Raw genomic sequence first — 15640 nt, 5'->3', positions numbered from 1 at the left:
ACTCATCCCTGCTTTCTTCTATAGTATAGCAAAAAAAATTAGTAAATTTCGCTTATAAAGTTTTCTTTAAACCTGATTGCTCAAGTTTTAATAAGAATTGACTGGTTGGATGTAAGCGAGTAAACTAGGTAACAAGTGAACATTTCGCATTTTTTCTGCGGCAGAAAGGAAGTTTCTATTGAAAAAACTAAAAGCTCTTGGATTTTTGAATAAACGTCTCGGCTTTTATGCGTTACTGACATTCTTATTATGGGCGAAAAGTATCTTTGCATACTTATTTGAGTTTAATTTAGGGATCGAAAGTCTGACACAGTACTTTATCCTGTTTATCAATCCAATCGCATCGACAATGTTCTTACTGTCGATTGCTCTATATGTACGACGGTCGAAAGCCTCGTACACGACAATGATGGTCATATATGGACTGGCAAGCTTATTGCTCTTCGCCAACGTTGTCTATTATCGTGAGTTTACTGACTTCATCACTGTCAATACTTTCTTAGGTGCTGGCAAAGTAGCTAGTGGTTTAGGTGAAAGTGCAATTCGTTTATTCCGTCCTTACGATGTTTTATATATGATTGATATCGTGATTTTGCCAATTCTTTTGTGGCGCAAACGCATCAAGAGAGAAGATCGTCCGGTCCGTGCAAGGATGGCTTTCGCTATGACGGCCCTATCAATCATGATTTTCTCAGGAAATCTCTTCTTAGCCGAAGCTGATCGTCCGGAATTATTGACGCGTACTTTCTCTCGCGACTATTTGATTAAATATCTTGGGGTGAACGCCTTCACTGTTTACGATGGTATTCAAACTTACAAGACGAATCAGGTTCGCGCCGAAGCCAGTGCCAATGACTTAAAAGAAGTTGAGTCTTACGTTAAAGATCATTATGCAGCGCCAAACAGCGAGTATTACGGAATCGCTAAGGGACGTAATGTTATTACGATTCATTTAGAAAGTTTGCAGCAGTTTGTAATCGATTATAAACTTAAAGATGAAAATGGTCAGGAATATGAAGTGACACCATTCTTGAACAGCATTTTCCACAGCAATAGCACATTTAGTTTTGATAACTTCTTCCACCAAGTGAAAGCCGGCAAAACATCAGACGCCGAAACATTGATGGAAAATTCGTTGTTTGGTTTAAACCAAGGGTCGCTATTCTCGCAACTAGGCGGTAAAAATACTTTCCAAGCTGCACCGAACATCTTGAAACAAACACAAGGTTACACAAGTGCAGCTTTCCATGGGAATTCTGGAAGCTTTTGGAACCGTTCTGAGACTTATAAAAACCTTGGCTATGATTATTTCTTCGATTCATCTTATTATGATGTGAACGATGAAAATTCATTCCAATACGGCTTGCATGACAAACCATTCTTCCAACAATCTGTGAAGTATCTGGAACGTCTGCAACAACCATTCTATACGAAGTTTATCGCTGTTTCGAACCACTATCCTTATAGTGAGTTCAAAAACGACGAAGGCGGATTCCCAATGGCTGATACCGGAGATGAAACCATCAACGGATATTTCGCCACAGCAAACTATTTAGACAAAGCGGTCGAAGAGTTCTTTAATTACTTGAAATCTTCTGGTTTATATGAGAATTCCATCATCGTAATGTATGGTGACCATTACGGGATATCTAACTCTCGGAACTCTGACTTAGCACCTTTACTTGGAAAATCAAAAGAAACTTGGTCAAACTTTGACAATGCTCAAATGCAGCGTGTTCCTTATATGGTTCACATTCCAGGCCAAGACAAAGGCGGTATCAACCATACGTATGGTGGCGAAGTTGATGCTTTACCTACCCTCTTGCATCTTCTAGGTGTTGATACGAGTAATTACATTCAATTGGGACAAGATCTATTGTCTAAAGAGCACGATCAAATCGTTGCTTTCCGTGATGGAGATTATGTCACACCAGATTACACATACTACAGCGGAAGCTTATATAGTAACAAGGATGGTATGGCAATCACCGAGCCAAGCGAAATTTTACAAAAACAAACCGAGGCGTGGAAAGAAGCCGTTTCTACTCAGTTAAATACCTCAGATAATATCAATAATGGTGATCTGCTTCGCTTCCATTCAAATAGCGGATTGAAACCAATTGATGCTTCTGATTACGACTATAAAGATGCTCTGAATCAGATGGAAAAAATCGAGAATAAACTAGGAGATAAATCTACTAGCTTATTTGATCAAAAAGGTAAAAAATCCACTCAAGACCTCTATAAGACTGAGACTTATAAGCAATATCAAGAGCAAAATCAACAACAATAATACCGAGAACACCCTTCGCAAACAAATGTGAAGGGTGTTCTTTTATCTACAATTATTTCTTCCGATAGAATTCATACTTCTTTCAAATTAGGATTTTATACTTATTAGGAAGAGGTGGGAATCCATGGAACTTATTTCAACGACGCTTTCAACTATCAAACGACATCGAATACAGTTTTCAATTTCATGGGTGATCTGTCTGGTCGCTCTCTTTGTCTTGACCAGTTTGGGCATGATAAAATTAGTTTTGCATCAGTTTGATTCTTCCGCTCAAATCCAATTATTTACTTCAAAGGAAGTAGATCAATTGCAGCGATACTTCTCCGATCGGTTAATCCTGAGTGCGATAGGATTGTTCTTCTTATTGCTAGTATTTTTAGCAATAAAAATCCATCGTCAAAAGGACACTGCTTCTTCAATGAAAAAATTAATCTATTCAACCGGACTCGAGTTTCTAATCGGTCTACTGATCGCAGCTACCTGTCTGATTTTGCTGTTTACTATATTTGAACCTGTTTATGAATCAATCTTACAATCCTTTTATCATCAAGGGTTGAATCAATTAAAAGAACTACCAAACTTTGTCTTAAGTAACGGGACAAGCGGGATCGCCTATTCAATACGTTCCTCCCTTTCCCTTGAACTTTCTTCTACAACCTTGCTAGACCTGTTTTTCAATGCACTATTTAAAGCTATTTCTTATATTTTTATTTGCTTGTGTCTGTTAATCCTATCTTTCCGATTAATCAGTGCAATCAAAAGAAAGAAGAATGCTCGCTAAACACGAACATTCTTTTTTTTATTTGTTCTTTAGTTGAACTAATTGTTGAAAGTCGATTGTTTCTTCACTATAATTAAAAAGTATTCGGTTTTTACGGATATAATGAACTTATTTTTAAGGAGCGTTAAATTATAATGGAGAAATTCTTTAAATTAAAAGAGCAAGGCACCAACATTTCCACTGAAGTAATGGCTGGAATCACTACATTCTTTGCTATGAGTTATATTTTGTTTGTAAATCCTACTATCCTGTCAGCTTCAGGGATGCCCTTTCAAGCGGTCTTCTTAGCTACCATCATCGCGTCTGTGATTGGGACTTTAGTTATGGGATTGTTTGCGAACGTTCCTTACGCACAGGCACCTGGTATGGGCCTGAACGCGTTTTTTACTTACACAGTCGTTTTTGGACTAGGTTATTCATGGCAGCAAGCTTTGGCAATGGTATTCATTTGCGGAATCATCAATATTCTAATCACTGTGACAAAAATTCGTAAGCTGATCATTCACGCGATTCCAGAGAGCATGCAGCACGCAATCGGCGGCGGGATCGGGATTTTCGTAGCATATGTGGGGATCAAAAATGCTGGGTTACTTTCTTTTACTGCAGACTCAGGAGCAATCACCAGCAGTATCGTTGAAGGTGGTAAGGCAACGAGCGTTTCCATTAACAGCGGCATTGTTCCCGCATTAGCAAACTTTAACAATGCTCCTATTTTATTAGCAGTTTTCGGTTTAGTTATTACAACTATCTTAGTTGTTAAAAATGTGCGCGGTGCGATCTTGATCGGTATCGTCATCACTACCCTATTAGGGATTCCTATGGGTGTGGTTCAATTAGGGGCAATCGATTGGCAATCAAACTCATTGAGCAGTTCGATCCAAGAACTAGGTACTACTTTTGGGGCTGCTTTCGGTCCAGCTGGTATGGGGTCACTTTTCTCTGACTCGTCTAAATTGCCTCAGGTCTTAATGACAATCTTGGCTTTCAGTTTATCAGATACATTTGATACGATCGGAACCTTCATCGGAACAGGTCGTCGTACAGGCATCTTCTCTAAGGAAGACGAAAAAGCCTTGGATGATGATTCTCGTGGTTTTAAAACAAAAATGGACAAAGCCTTGTTCGCCGATGCGATCGCTACTTCAATTGGCGCGATCTTCGGAACCTCTAATACGACAACTTATGTGGAGTCAGCAGCCGGGATCGGTGCTGGTGGACGTACTGGTCTAACTTCTGTTGTTGTTGCTGCTTTATTTGCATTAAGCAGCTTGTTTTCACCATTGATCGCGGTCGTTCCTGCGCAAGCAACAGCACCTGCTTTAATTTTAGTCGGCGTTATGATGTTGGCTTCATTCGCAGATATCAATTGGTTAGATTTAGAAGAAGCCGTTCCTGCATTCTTCGCGAGTGTTTTCATGGGACTTTGCTACAGCATTTCTTACGGGATCGCAGCAGGATTTATCTTCTACACAATCGTTAAAGTGATCAAAGGCAAAACCAAAGAGATCTCTCCGATTCTTTGGATCGTGGATCTGCTATTTATTTTGAACTTTATTATCTTAGCTATACTTTAAAAACACAATGAAAGAAGCGTAAAACCGATTTGGTTTTACGCTTCTTTTTCTTCATTTGTTTTCTTTGCTTCCTCTGGTTTGTCCGGAAATACGACGGTAAAGGTTGTCCCCTTTTCTAATTTACTGTCAACCTCAATCGTGCCGTTATGCAAGCGAACCAGCTCATCCACAATCGACAAGCCTAGTCCAGATTCGCCATATTTTGTATTTTTTCGTGAAGGATCTGCTTTGTAATAGCGATCCCAAATATTTTTCACTTGATCCTCCGACATTCCGATTCCCGTATCAGAAATTTTGACCTCCGTGGCTTTCTCCAATTTACTAATCGCAACAGCAATGGTGCCATCTTTTGTAAATTGGATCGCATTTTGGATCAAATTCACCATGACTTGGACAAAACGATCGTAATCAGCATAGACGGTGATCGGTTCTTTTGTTTGCAGGATCAAATGGTCACCTGAAGCCTCTGCTTTCCCCTCTAGTTGAGACAAGAGTGTGCCAACAGCCTCTGTTGCATTAAATTCCTGAAGTAAAATAGTGATCTGATTGGTGCGAATCTTTTCGTAGTCCAGATTTTCATTGACCAAACGAATCAGACGAGATGTTTCATTCTGCATCAGCTTGATGGCTTTTTCTTTCTGATTTTCAGGAATCGCATTATACTGCATCCCTTCCAATAATCCATTGATTGTTGTCAGAGGCGTCCGCATTTCATGAGAAGCATCCGCCATAAATTGTTTTCGCCGTTCTTCCTGACGTTCGATTTCTTCCTGTGATTCCTTTAACGATACTGTCATTCGGTTAAAATCATCTGCCAAATCATCAAATTCATCACGATTTCGATTTGGTACTGCGACATCAAAGTTTCCTGCCGCTACTTCTTTTGTCGCTGAACGCATTCGATTGATCCGTTTCACCTGTTGCGTCGCAAAGAAGTAGCTGACGATGATCGCGATAATCGAAGCGATTATAAAGGCTTTGAACAAGTCTGTTACAATTGAATTAACACTTGTCTCTACGTTCATAGCCGGCTGACTGACTAGCAGCACGCCAAAGAATACGCCATCGGTGAAGAAAGGAACCATCGCATAGGAGGTCGTTTGGCTTTGCCCCATCACATTCTTCGCACTGGTTTCCTTCTGTTGCTGTCCAGCTTTTAATGCACGCCATTGAGAGTCGCTGACTAGATGCTGATTCACCTTTCCTGATTCCTCAGGATATTGTACTGTACGGTCTTTATCAATAAAAACAAATGACACATCCTGCTGATTCAAGCTCGACTCTGTCACTTTGATCGCAAATTGAAAAATCTCATTGCTGGACATGCCTTCGAAGCGAATATCTCGACTTAAAGAAAGATTATTTTTTTCCATCGATTGAGCATAGCCTAGTAGTTCTTTATAGTTGTTATCCTCCAATGTCTTACGAGTAAACTGAGTAAAAGAAAGTCCTAATGTCAATAGGATCAACAGGATCAAGCCGCCAAAAGCCAGTAATTGTTGATACAGGTATTTCATCGACCAACCTCGGTGTCATCGAATTTATATCCTACGCCCCAAACAGTTTGGATAACTTGTGCACCGACCTTCTCGATTTTTTGACGTAATTTTTTGATGTGGGCATCAACCGTTCGCTCGTCACCAAAATACTGATAATCCCAAACCAATTCTAGTAATTGCTCTCTGGTGAATACCTGGCGTGGCTTTTTCGCCATCGTATAGAGCAAATCAAATTCTTTTGGCGTCAATCCTTCAATAGGCTGCCCATCTAAATAAGCTTCCCGCGTTTTCAGATTCATTTTGAAATGATCCGTTTGAATATCAAAGCTGTTATTCGATGCTGTCGCTTCTTTTTGCGGTTCAGACGTCAACTCACTACGGCGATGCAGAGCCTTGATCCTTGCTATCAAGGTCAATGGTGAGAAAGGCTTCGTTACATAATCGTCTGCACCCATCTCTAAACCAATTACCTGATCACTTTCAGAGTCTCTTGCCGTTAACATGATGATCGGAACAGTTTTGGAAATTTTGCGAATTTCACGACCTACTTCCATGCCGTCCATACTAGGCAGATTCAAATCCAGTGTAATCATATCCCATTTTTCAGGATCTGCTTTAAACGCATCAAGGCCTTCTTGCCCGTCGTATTTAAATTCCGCATCCCAGCCTTCATTCAAGAAAAACATTTGCATCATCTCAGAAACGGATTCATTGTCTTCAATCATTAAAATATTCATACTTTAACCCCCTGATATCATCTGATTCTCATTCTAAGTATACTCTATTTCATTTTTTTGAACCATTACCTTACCCGTATCTTCACTAACAATTTGTTTTTTCTTCAATCTTTTTGATTTGGGATAGCAATTTCTTCATTATCCAATTACTTCTTTGCTTTTTTTATAACGAGATGTTATACTTTTTTTTGCAGCAAATTATTTTTAGGGGCCGTTCTGGATTCGACAGGCACGGTTCGAGCCTGAATTGCGCTTCGTAGGTTACGTCTACGATAAAACGTTACAGTTAAATATAACTGCTAAAAACAACAATAACTCTTACGCTTTAGCTGCCTAAAAACAGTTAGCGTAGATCCTCCCGGTATCGCCCATGTGCTCGGGTAAGGGTCTCAAAATTAGTGGGATACGTTTTAACTTACCGTCTGCAAGTTAAAAAAGAGATCATCAGACTAGCAAAATCAGTCGCCTGTCACTCGGCAGCTGATCACGCGAAACTTCAATAGAGCTGACTATGAGCGTAGATTTTTAGGTATTCGGAGTGTTTGGACAGGGGTTCAAATCCCCTCGGCTCCATAATTTTTCAATCATAAAAAGCCAAAACGCCGATTACTTGGCGCTTTGGCTTTTTATTATAGGTAACATAATACTAGATATGTTTTAAACTGTTTCTTGCTCAACCTGCTCTATCATCTCTTTCTCTAATGCCTCTTGTTCCTGATCAACAAAAACGAATTTCAAACTAGTGGGATAGACATAAACGATCAAGCGTTCTTTACATACATCGGTTGCGGTTGCCGGATAAACTTGTCCTGTAGTGAATTTATCGCGAAATAAGTCCTTTAAGGCTACTTCTAGCCCAGCATTGATAAACGGATTCAACATTCAACTCGCTCCCTTTCTGTCACCAAACTCTCTCAAGTACATTATACGCGCTGAGACTCGAGATAGTCTCATTTATTGAAAAAAATTCATTTTATTAAGTAAATGGATTTTTCAGTTGAGCATCCCTTTTACAGATTTGTCACGCGTCTTTTTTTGCCTTATTCCATATTCTTTTTAACATATTTTGAGCATATCTGTGGGTAGCCTGGATTAACTGTGGTAGGGTTACAGCAATCAGAGAGGAGGGTTTACAGATGAAATACCTAGATATTATCGCACTTATCTTGTTGATCGTTGGTGGAATCAATTGGTTATTAGTTGGTCTTTTTGAGTATGATTTAGTGGCAGCAATATCAGGTGGAAGTACAGCGATCCTAGCAAAAATTATCTACATCGTTGTCGGACTATGTGCACTTTACTGTTTGAAATTTATCCCTGGAATTGCGAATCGTGCTGAGTAAATTCAGTGAACTAAAAATTAGTTTAGATCGTTAATATAGATTTAAAAAAAACGAAGCTCTCTGGACACTATAGAGAGCTTCGTTTTTTAACGAAATGGATTGTAAAAGCGGCCGCCGTTGATGACCAGCAATGAGATTCCTGCTGAACATAAGATAATAACAAATAATAAAGCAAGGTAATCATTACGCTTCAATGGTTTTGCCAACAGCCATGTTCGACCTTTCTTCTTTCCGAATCGACGCAGCTCCATCGCTGAGGAAATCGTCTCGATACGTTCCAAGCTTGAAAAAATCAGCGGGATCGCGATCGTTAAGTTTCCCTGGACTCTTTTCATCAATGAAGCCTTCTTGGAAAGCTCATTACCTCGCGCCTGCTGTGCTTTGGAAATCGTCCGAAAATCTTCCTGAATATCTGGAATATAGCGCAACGCTAATGAAAAGGCATAAGCGATTTTGTAAGACCCGCCAACCCGATGAATGCTAGAAGCAAGTTCACTAGGGTTTGTTGTCAGAATGAAGATCAAGCCTGGTGGAATCGTAACAAAATATTTTACTAACAGATTGAACTCATAAAAAAGCTGTTCTTGTGTCAGGGTATAGCGTCCGATTCCTTCAAAGATCACATGACGCGTCCCATAGATCGTCACTCCGTATTCAGGCGCAAATAGATAAACAGTCAGTAAATTCAAAATGGAGAAGAACGCGATAAATTTCAAGACAAATGAAATCTCACGATAACTGATCTGTGCTGTATGAAATAAGATTGCTGAAAAAATCGCCAGTCCTAACAAGAAGCGTGTATCATAGGAGATCATTCCAACAACTGAGATCATCAAGAAGCATAACAGCTTCGTAAAGCCGCTGAGTTGATGGATTACGGTTTTTTTCGGCAAATAACCGATTAAATTATTGCCCTCCATAAGATCCTCCCTCATCCTGCTGAATAAATGCCGACACAAAGCCTGTAGCGTCAGCTAAATGATTGTTTTTTGCCAAATGATATAGACTCGTTTGCCGTAAGCTTGCTGAAGTGACAAGCTCTGCTGAAGATAGTACGTTCGCGGGCGTTTCGTCAGCGATGATCCGTCCATCCTTTAAGACCAGTGTCCGTTGTGTATGCTCCAGCATCAAATGCATATCGTGAGTGATCATCAAGATCGTGATCCCTCGTTGATTCAATTTACGCAAGAAAGTCATCATTTCATTGTAATGATAATAATCTTGACCCGCCGTTGGTTCATCTAAGATCAGCAACTCCGGCTCTAACACCAAAATTGCAGCAATCGCCACACGACGTTTTTGACCATGACTCAAAGCAGAGATCGGCCAATTACGAAACTCATAAAGACCGCAAACCTTCAAAGTCTCTAATACTTTTTCTTGGATCGTGTCCGGATCAACTCCACGATTTTCCAACCCTAAAGAAACCTCTTCAAAAATCATATTCTTGGATAGCATTTGGTTGCTGTTTTGCAGAACATATCCGATCTTGTCCGCTCGTTCCTTGATACTTTCATCTGCGATTGATTGGTTTTTCCATAATAGTTCGCCTGATTGAAGTGGATAGAAACCTGTGATCAGATTTGACAATGTCGATTTACCCGCACCATTATGACCTACTAAGCTGACCATCCCACCTTGGTAAAGCATCAAATCAATATCCCTAATCACCAATTCATTGCCAAAACCAAAGGAAAGCTGCTTCAATGTTAATAACGAATCTTCCTTTTTGGGAATCGGTTTAAATGCTCCTTGCGATTTTGCTAACGCAGCCGCTATTTCTGATGAGACCAATTGATCAACCTGTGTGAGATCAGCGAAATCCGTTAGCGGGATTCCCGCTCGTTTCAACGCTGTAATATATAGCGGTTCACGTATCCCATATTCTGCCAATAGATCACTTTTTAGTAACTCAGTTGGTGTCATGTCCGCAATGATCGTTCCTTCATTCATCAAGATGACCCGATCGATTGGTGCTGCTAAGACTTCTTCCAAGCGATGCTCAATGATGATCGTTGTAAACTTTTGCGATTGATACAATTGGTCAATCATTTGGATCGCTTCATAGCCTGTCTGAGGATCAAGATTGGCTAAGGGTTCATCAAATAAGAGAATCGGCGTTTCATCAATTAAGACACCAGCCATTGTTACTCGTTGTTTTTGTCCCCCAGAGAGATCCTGCGGCCGTTTTTCCAATTGGGCTGATAAATTCGTTTTTTCCGACCAGTAGTTTACTGCTTCTCGCATCTCGGCCTGTTCAATCATTTCATTTTCCAGTGAAAAAGCGATATCTTCAGCTACAGTCAAGCCGACAAATTGACTGTCCGTATCCTGCAGCACCGTTCCAACATCAAGAGAAAGATCGTAAATCGAGGATTCACTAAAGGCTTTTCCGTTGATACTTAAGCTGCCGGTAAACGTCCCTTTTTCATTTTGCGGGATAATGCCGTTCAAACACTTTCCTAGAGTTGATTTACCTGAGCCGCTGGGGCCCATGATCAAAATCTTTTCACCTTGATCGATCGTCAAATTGATTTTTTTTAACGTTGGCTCAGCTTGGCTGTCATATTGAAATGTAAAATCACGAAACTCGATCATTTTATATCCTCGCGTTCTAAGCTTCTTTGTTCAAACTGCCTTTTTTCGTTTTAGTTTGTGCGTAAGCTTTTAATAAAATAAAGCCGATAATTCCAGTTACGATCGCATTCGTGATTCCAGCAACAACACCTTGGGTAAATACCTTGCTTGGTGCTTCTGCATAGATCAGGATATCACCAATAGGCGCAATGACAACCCAAGTAACCAAGTTGGCGATCGTTTCACCAACTAAGAATGTTCCGATTTCTTTCTTGCCGAAAATGCCTTGTTCGATTGGAATTCGTTTTGCTAATAAACCAAAGAATACTCCTAAAATTCCTGATGCAACAATCCAAGACCACCAAGCGCCATAAGTAGTCAAATCTCCCAATGCGTGACCGATAAAACCTGCCAACCCCGCAACGATTGGTCCATAAACAACGCCTAACAGTGCCAAGAAAGGATACGCCGTCGCGATATCCGTGTTTGGAATCCCCGTTGGAATCGTCACAAAACGCTTCAAAATGAAGAAAACTGCCGCGCCGATCCCGATAGCTACAATGTGTTTTACTGTGAATTTCTTATTCATACTTTTCTACTCCCTTATTAATTAATGTATTACTGCGTTTCAAACATTTCCTTGCAAATAAGTGCTTTGATCCCTAAATTTTCGTCAGTTCGATCGTCCAATCATTACCCGTTCCAATCTTATACACACCAGAGAAGGAATCCAAATTAATCCCCAAACCAACATTCAGTAATGAATTGATGTAAAGCACAGCTTCCTTTGGTGCAACTTGAGCGAAGGAGCGACCGAAGACGACTTCGTCTTGATAACGGATCACACCTTGATAGTATATTTTTACTAGCAGGCTTTGTCCATATTCAACCTGCCATTTTTTGAAAAAATCCACTGGAATGTTCGTCCATAGCGAGCCAAAACGGATATCTGTAATATCAATTGTTCCGGTAATTGTCTTTTCACTTTGAACAGGTGCGATTAATGGAAATGATACTAATTCACTTATTGGAATGACTGTTCCTAGTTCAGCAAAGCGAACTTTTTCGCTTGCCAAGCGAGCCCCATTGTAAACATAAACATCGCGACCGTGGAATGTGTGACTCTCGGATGAGCCTGGTAAACGCTGAGTTTCTTCATCGATTTGCCGCACTTCCTTGATGCCTACATACTGAGCTAAATAGGTTAAGGTGCCATTATCAGGTGTAATGACATATTGCCCGTCTTTGAGCTCCGCGACGACACTGCGGCGAGTTGAGCCTACTCCAGGATCAACCACTGAAACAAACACTGTACCAGCCGGCCAATAAGTAACCGCCTGTAATAACCGATAGCTTGCGTCATGAATGTTATAAGGTTCAATTTCATGGGTCAAATTGTTGATGTTTAATGTCGGTTCAACTTGATAAGCCACCCCGTACATTGCATTAACCGCACCATCCTGTAAACCAAAATCCGTTTGAACTACTAAAAAACCTGCCATAATTCTTCCACCTTCCAATTCTACGATTATCCTCTGAGATTAGTCATTGAAGTCTTACCTGTTAAGATCGTCACCTTAACTTAAAAGCAAACACAAAAAAGCCCTCAGCAAAAAAATTGCTAAGGGCATGACTATGCGTTACCACCTTTAATCGTAAAATCCTCACAGACTTTACCTCAACCAGTACCCAAAAAAAATTTTCGGAGACTGTGCCTTGTTAACGGGGGCATCCGTATTTCCTTAAACCTTCGGGAAATCCGCTCAAAAGCCATTTTCAAGCAACTGATTTGCATCCTCTCCCACCAAATAAGGACTCTCTTTAGCAAATATGATTACTTTACTCTCTTTATCATCGCGTTTCTTCGATTGCTAATAAAATAGCAGAGAAATTCTCGCTTGTCAATGGAGAACAAATCAAAACTCAGCCAGCTTTCAAGTGCAGCCCACTCTTCGAAATATAATCATTCGTTTCAAAAAATAGCTTTCTTGGTTTCCAAAACCGAGAAAACTATTTTTCATTTATGGTCAGCTATTCCGCCATTTTTCTATATATTTTCCAGCTGTTTGCGCAACCAAGTCATAATCGTCCTCTGCCGCGCCTTTGAATAGGTTTCCGCCGACACCAGCTAAGATCGCTCCAGCTTGTTTCCATTGTGTGATATTTTCTAAGTTGATCCCACCGGTCGGCATGATGTTAATCTGTGGTAACGGAGCCATCGCTGCCTTGATCATTTGCGGAGTAAAATTATTAGCTGGAAACAGCTTCACTACATCCGCACCACTTTTTAACGCTCGCTGCATTTCCGTGATTGTCATGCAACCGGGCATGTATGGAACTTGGTATAAGTTGCAAAGCTCAGCCGTAGTTTGGTCAAAGCAAGGACTCACGATAAATTCTGCTCCTGCTACTATCGCTAACCGCGCAGTCACTGCATCCAATACTGTACCAGCACCAATCACAACACTCGTATCACCCTGATATTCACTCTTCAAATCAGCGATTACTTTATCCGCTTGCGGCACTGAGAATGTCACTTCGATCCCTTTGATCCCACCCTTGATTACCGCCTTAGCTGATTCATATGCACGCTCTCGAGAGTTTTCTCTAACGACCGCTACAACACCTGTTTTTTCTATACGTGTTAAGATCTCAACTTTTTTCATTGTTCACACCTACTCCACATTGACATGCTCATGAAGCGCATCCTCATTAGAAGTTTGATCACGTTCTGCTAATTTCAAGGTCAATGCGTCTAAGGTGATGTGCACAGTCTGATCGAACAGACTAGATAAAAGTTGAACGGATTTTATGCCTGCGCCTGTTTTTGTCGCACCGGGTACTGTAATGACTTTATCCGCCAGTTTTGCCAATGGCGATTCTTTATCGCTAGTTAAAGCAACAATATCAAGTCCCAGTTTTTTTGCGGATTCGGTATCTGCCACGATTCCTTTTGTCGTACCTGAACCGGAAATCGCGACCCATGTATCACCTTTTTGGATCGAAGGTGTGATCGTTTCACCCATGACATAATCTGTATAGCCAATATGCATCAATCGCATCGCAAAGCCTTTCGCTTGAAAACCGCTACGACCTGCTCCGATCACAAAGATTCGTTTATCCTTTTGGAATAGCGGTAAGGCATCGTCCAAATCCTTTTCATCGACTAGCTTCATGACTTGATTAATTTCTTCCATAATCGTTTCAATTGTTTTCATATGTGAACAGCTCCCATAAATTCTTTTACTGCTTTGAGCGGATCTTCCGCCTTAGTAATTTTTGATCCTACGATAACCACTTCGATGATTCCTTGCTCCGCTAAGATACCGACTTGTTCTAAGTCGATTCCGCCTGCGATCGCAAGGCGTTTAATATCAGGATGTTTTTTGCGGAAATCCTCAACGCTGCTTGCAGCATTGAATTGATCTTTGCGGTCAACAGAGTGATGCAACGCATAGATTGCCTCTGGAAAATTTTTGATCTTTTCAATTTTTTCGTCCGCAACTTCTAACAAGTCAATCATCATAGTCTTGTTTTCTTTTTGAGCGACCTCATAACAAGCCTTCAAGGTGTCTTCCGATGCAGCTCCCATCACAGTGACGATGTCTCCGCCATGATGAAAAGCTTGATTGAATTCATAAGCACCTTCATCAATCGTTTTACTATCTACCAGCAACGTTGTTTGCGTCAAAACCTCTCTCAATTTTACGATTGCAAGATTTCCGTAATCCTTGACCAATGACGTGCCCATTTCTAAAATATCTGTCTTACCATCTAATTGTTTAGCTAAAGCCACCGCATCTTCCAACGAGACACGGTCGATTGCCGCTTGTAATCTCATGCTTCCACTTCCTGTTGTTGTAAAAATTTTGCTAACTCTTCCGGGGTTGGATAACCATCATTATCGCCAGGTGATTGAACCGCCATAGCTCCAATAGCATTTGCTCGAATAACAGCATCCTTCAATGATTTGTTCTCGATTAGAGCTGTAATCAATCCAACCGCGAAACCATCACCTGCCCCAACAGTATCCACCACTTTATCTACCTTAAAGCCTGGAACAGTAAAGCTAGTACCGTCTTTTTGCTTCACATAAGCACCTTCTGTCCCCAGTTTGACAATAACCGTTTTAGTCGCCTCACCATTCTTTAAATAGAAGTCAGCGATCGATTCAGGATCACGGCTGCCCATTAAGATTTCTCCCTCATTGATACCTGGGAGAACAATCTCTGCATGTGAGGCGAGATCATTGATCGTCTCCACCATTTCTTCTTGGGTTGCCCAGAGCTGTGGACGTAAGTTTGGATCAAAGGTGGTACGAATATGATTATTTTCCAATAAATGGATTAAATGGCGGAAGGCTTCTTGTGCTTCTGCTGAAATAGCTGGAAAAATTCCAGACAAGTGTGCCATTTTGACTCCAGAAAAATCAATTTTATCTAAAACTGCTTGATCAAAATGGGCAGCTGCTGATCCTTTACGGAAATAGAAAATACTTGGATCCCCTTGACTGACACGATCCTTCAATTGGAAAGCCGTCCAAAAATCAGCAGTTTCAGAAATATAGTCCGTTCCGATTTTGTTTTCATGCAAACGATCGATAATGAACTCACCAAAAGGATCTTTTCCAACTTGGGTAATGTATTCACTGCTGTGGCCTAAACGAGAAACACCGACAGCAACATTGACTTCTGCACCAGCCAGAAATTTTTGAAAATGACTAGCATCTTTCAATGATTTATCGACTTCCTCAGACCCAAATAATGCGATTGGTTCACCAATAGTTAAAAATTCACTCATGTTAACTTCCTCTTTTCATTTTATTGTTTTTATTTT

At 40.6% G+C, this 15640-nt stretch carries 15 protein-coding genes, 1 other RNA gene and 1 other annotated feature; of the genes, 5 read left to right on the top strand and 11 right to left on the bottom strand.

Translation table 11 applies throughout. The features are described from left to right. Positions 1 to 178: 178 nt before the first annotated feature. The 3 genes from AC4J95_RS13280 (at position 179) to AC4J95_RS13270 (ending at position 4648) form a co-directional block, all read left to right on the top strand. Positions 179 to 2293 carry an LTA synthase family protein gene (locus AC4J95_RS13280; protein WP_494550300.1) on the top strand — a complete coding sequence of 705 codons (2115 nt, stop codon included), beginning with the start codon at positions 179 to 181 and terminating at the stop codon, positions 2291 to 2293. Positions 2294 to 2417: 124 nt separating this feature from the next. Continuing rightward, positions 2418 to 3074, top strand: a complete 657-nt coding sequence (locus AC4J95_RS13275; RefSeq protein ID WP_494550299.1) for a hypothetical protein — start codon at positions 2418 to 2420, stop codon at positions 3072 to 3074. A 134-nt stretch (positions 3075 to 3208) separates the two neighbouring features. After that, on the top strand, positions 3209 to 4648 hold the full coding sequence (locus AC4J95_RS13270) for an NCS2 family permease (protein ID WP_494550298.1): 1440 nt from the start codon (positions 3209 to 3211) through the stop codon (positions 4646 to 4648). 35 nt (positions 4649 to 4683) lie between these two features. Here the strand turns inward: AC4J95_RS13270 and AC4J95_RS13265 are convergent, their stop codons facing one another. Both AC4J95_RS13265 and AC4J95_RS13260 read right to left on the bottom strand, forming a co-directional pair. Then, positions 4684 to 6165: an ATP-binding protein gene (locus AC4J95_RS13265; RefSeq protein ID WP_494550297.1), complete on the bottom strand. Its 1482-nt coding sequence runs from the start codon at positions 6163 to 6165 to the stop codon at positions 4684 to 4686. Continuing rightward, entirely contained in the window at positions 6162 to 6884 is a 723-nt protein-coding gene (locus tag AC4J95_RS13260) for a response regulator transcription factor (protein WP_316402696.1), read from the bottom strand. The genes AC4J95_RS13265 and AC4J95_RS13260 overlap by 4 nt, the downstream gene beginning before the upstream one ends. Positions 6885 to 7091: 207 nt before the next feature. On the opposite strand from AC4J95_RS13260, the gene ssrA reads away from it, so the two are divergent. After that, positions 7092 to 7460: a transfer-messenger RNA gene (gene ssrA, locus AC4J95_RS13255) on the top strand. Positions 7461 to 7541: 81 nt separating this feature from the next. Here the strand turns inward: ssrA and AC4J95_RS13250 are convergent. Next, positions 7542 to 7766 (bottom strand): hypothetical protein, encoded by a 225-nt coding sequence (locus tag AC4J95_RS13250; RefSeq protein WP_494550296.1) that lies wholly within the window; start codon positions 7764 to 7766, stop codon positions 7542 to 7544. Positions 7767 to 8020: 254 nt separating this feature from the next. Here AC4J95_RS13250 and AC4J95_RS13245 point away from each other — a divergent pair, with 254 nt between their 5' ends. Further along, the gene (locus AC4J95_RS13245; RefSeq protein ID WP_216409494.1) at positions 8021 to 8227 is read left to right on the top strand and encodes a DUF378 domain-containing protein; all 207 of its coding nucleotides are present in this window, start codon (positions 8021 to 8023) and stop codon (positions 8225 to 8227) included. A gap of 86 nt (positions 8228 to 8313) precedes the next feature. On the opposite strand, the gene AC4J95_RS13240 is transcribed toward AC4J95_RS13245, so the two are convergent. The 8 genes from AC4J95_RS13240 to AC4J95_RS13205 all read right to left on the bottom strand — a co-directional run bounded on the left by AC4J95_RS13240 (position 8314) and on the right by AC4J95_RS13205 (position 15604). Beyond that, positions 8314 to 9147, bottom strand: coding sequence for an energy-coupling factor transporter transmembrane component T family protein (locus tag AC4J95_RS13240; protein WP_494550295.1), 834 nt, complete (start codon positions 9145 to 9147; stop codon positions 8314 to 8316). Further along, the gene (locus tag AC4J95_RS13235) at positions 9134 to 10825 is read right to left on the bottom strand and encodes an ABC transporter ATP-binding protein (protein WP_494550294.1); all 1692 of its coding nucleotides are present in this window, start codon (positions 10823 to 10825) and stop codon (positions 9134 to 9136) included. The genes AC4J95_RS13240 and AC4J95_RS13235 overlap by 14 nt, the downstream gene beginning before the upstream one ends. A 16-nt stretch (positions 10826 to 10841) precedes the next feature. Next, a complete protein-coding gene (locus tag AC4J95_RS13230; protein ID WP_316402692.1) occupies positions 10842 to 11393 on the bottom strand; it encodes an ECF-type riboflavin transporter substrate-binding protein in 552 nt (183 codons plus the stop codon). A gap of 73 nt (positions 11394 to 11466) precedes the next feature. After that, a complete protein-coding gene (locus AC4J95_RS13225) occupies positions 11467 to 12306 on the bottom strand; it encodes an SAM hydrolase/SAM-dependent halogenase family protein (RefSeq protein ID WP_316402691.1) in 840 nt (279 codons plus the stop codon). A gap of 118 nt (positions 12307 to 12424) precedes the next feature. Next, positions 12425 to 12668, bottom strand: a binding site (T-box leader). A 163-nt stretch (positions 12669 to 12831) separates the two neighbouring features. Continuing rightward, the gene (locus AC4J95_RS13220; protein ID WP_494550293.1) at positions 12832 to 13470 is read right to left on the bottom strand and encodes a bifunctional 2-keto-4-hydroxyglutarate aldolase/2-keto-3-deoxy-6-phosphogluconate aldolase; all 639 of its coding nucleotides are present in this window, start codon (positions 13468 to 13470) and stop codon (positions 12832 to 12834) included. A 9-nt stretch (positions 13471 to 13479) separates the two neighbouring features. Continuing rightward, entirely contained in the window at positions 13480 to 14022 is a 543-nt protein-coding gene (gene hxlB / locus AC4J95_RS13215) for a 6-phospho-3-hexuloisomerase (RefSeq protein ID WP_494550292.1), read from the bottom strand. Beyond that, the gene (locus AC4J95_RS13210; RefSeq protein ID WP_494550291.1) at positions 14019 to 14645 is read right to left on the bottom strand and encodes an orotidine 5'-phosphate decarboxylase / HUMPS family protein; all 627 of its coding nucleotides are present in this window, start codon (positions 14643 to 14645) and stop codon (positions 14019 to 14021) included. The genes hxlB and AC4J95_RS13210 overlap by 4 nt, the downstream gene beginning before the upstream one ends. Further along, a complete protein-coding gene (locus tag AC4J95_RS13205; protein WP_494550290.1) occupies positions 14642 to 15604 on the bottom strand; it encodes a sugar kinase in 963 nt (320 codons plus the stop codon). The genes AC4J95_RS13210 and AC4J95_RS13205 overlap by 4 nt, the downstream gene beginning before the upstream one ends. Positions 15605 to 15640: the final 36 nt, after the last annotated feature.

It is taken from the genome of Enterococcus sp. GPZ-007, from assembly GCF_059374735.1.
This window is presented reverse-complemented; position numbering and strand designations above follow the sequence as displayed.

Bases quoted from the DNA above. Each gene is read 5' to 3' on its own strand.
- AC4J95_RS13265 (WP_494550297.1), bottom strand. From the start codon at position 6,165: ATGAAATACCTGTATCAACAATTACTGGCTTTTGGCGGCTTGATCCTG.
- AC4J95_RS13230 (WP_316402692.1), bottom strand. From the start codon at position 11,393: ATGAATAAGAAATTCACAGTAAAACACATTGTAGCTATCGGGATCGGC.
- AC4J95_RS13220 (WP_494550293.1), bottom strand. From the start codon at position 13,470: ATGAAAAAAGTTGAGATCTTAACACGTATAGAAAAAACAGGTGTTGTA.
- AC4J95_RS13275 (WP_494550299.1), top strand. From the start codon at position 2,418: ATGGAACTTATTTCAACGACGCTTTCAACTATCAAACGACATCGAATA.
- AC4J95_RS13270 (WP_494550298.1), top strand. From the start codon at position 3,209: ATGGAGAAATTCTTTAAATTAAAAGAGCAAGGCACCAACATTTCCACT.
- AC4J95_RS13210 (WP_494550291.1), bottom strand. From the start codon at position 14,645: ATGAGATTACAAGCGGCAATCGACCGTGTCTCGTTGGAAGATGCGGTG.
- AC4J95_RS13225 (WP_316402691.1), bottom strand. From the start codon at position 12,306: ATGGCAGGTTTTTTAGTAGTTCAAACGGATTTTGGTTTACAGGATGGT.
- AC4J95_RS13250 (WP_494550296.1), bottom strand. From the start codon at position 7,766: ATGTTGAATCCGTTTATCAATGCTGGGCTAGAAGTAGCCTTAAAGGAC.
- AC4J95_RS13240 (WP_494550295.1), bottom strand. From the start codon at position 9,147: ATGGAGGGCAATAATTTAATCGGTTATTTGCCGAAAAAAACCGTAATC.
- AC4J95_RS13235 (WP_494550294.1), bottom strand. From the start codon at position 10,825: ATGATCGAGTTTCGTGATTTTACATTTCAATATGACAGCCAAGCTGAG.
- AC4J95_RS13245 (WP_216409494.1), top strand. From the start codon at position 8,021: ATGAAATACCTAGATATTATCGCACTTATCTTGTTGATCGTTGGTGGA.
- hxlB (WP_494550292.1), bottom strand. From the start codon at position 14,022: ATGAAAACAATTGAAACGATTATGGAAGAAATTAATCAAGTCATGAAG.
- AC4J95_RS13205 (WP_494550290.1), bottom strand. From the start codon at position 15,604: ATGAGTGAATTTTTAACTATTGGTGAACCAATCGCATTATTTGGGTCT.
- AC4J95_RS13260 (WP_316402696.1), bottom strand. From the start codon at position 6,884: ATGAATATTTTAATGATTGAAGACAATGAATCCGTTTCTGAGATGATG.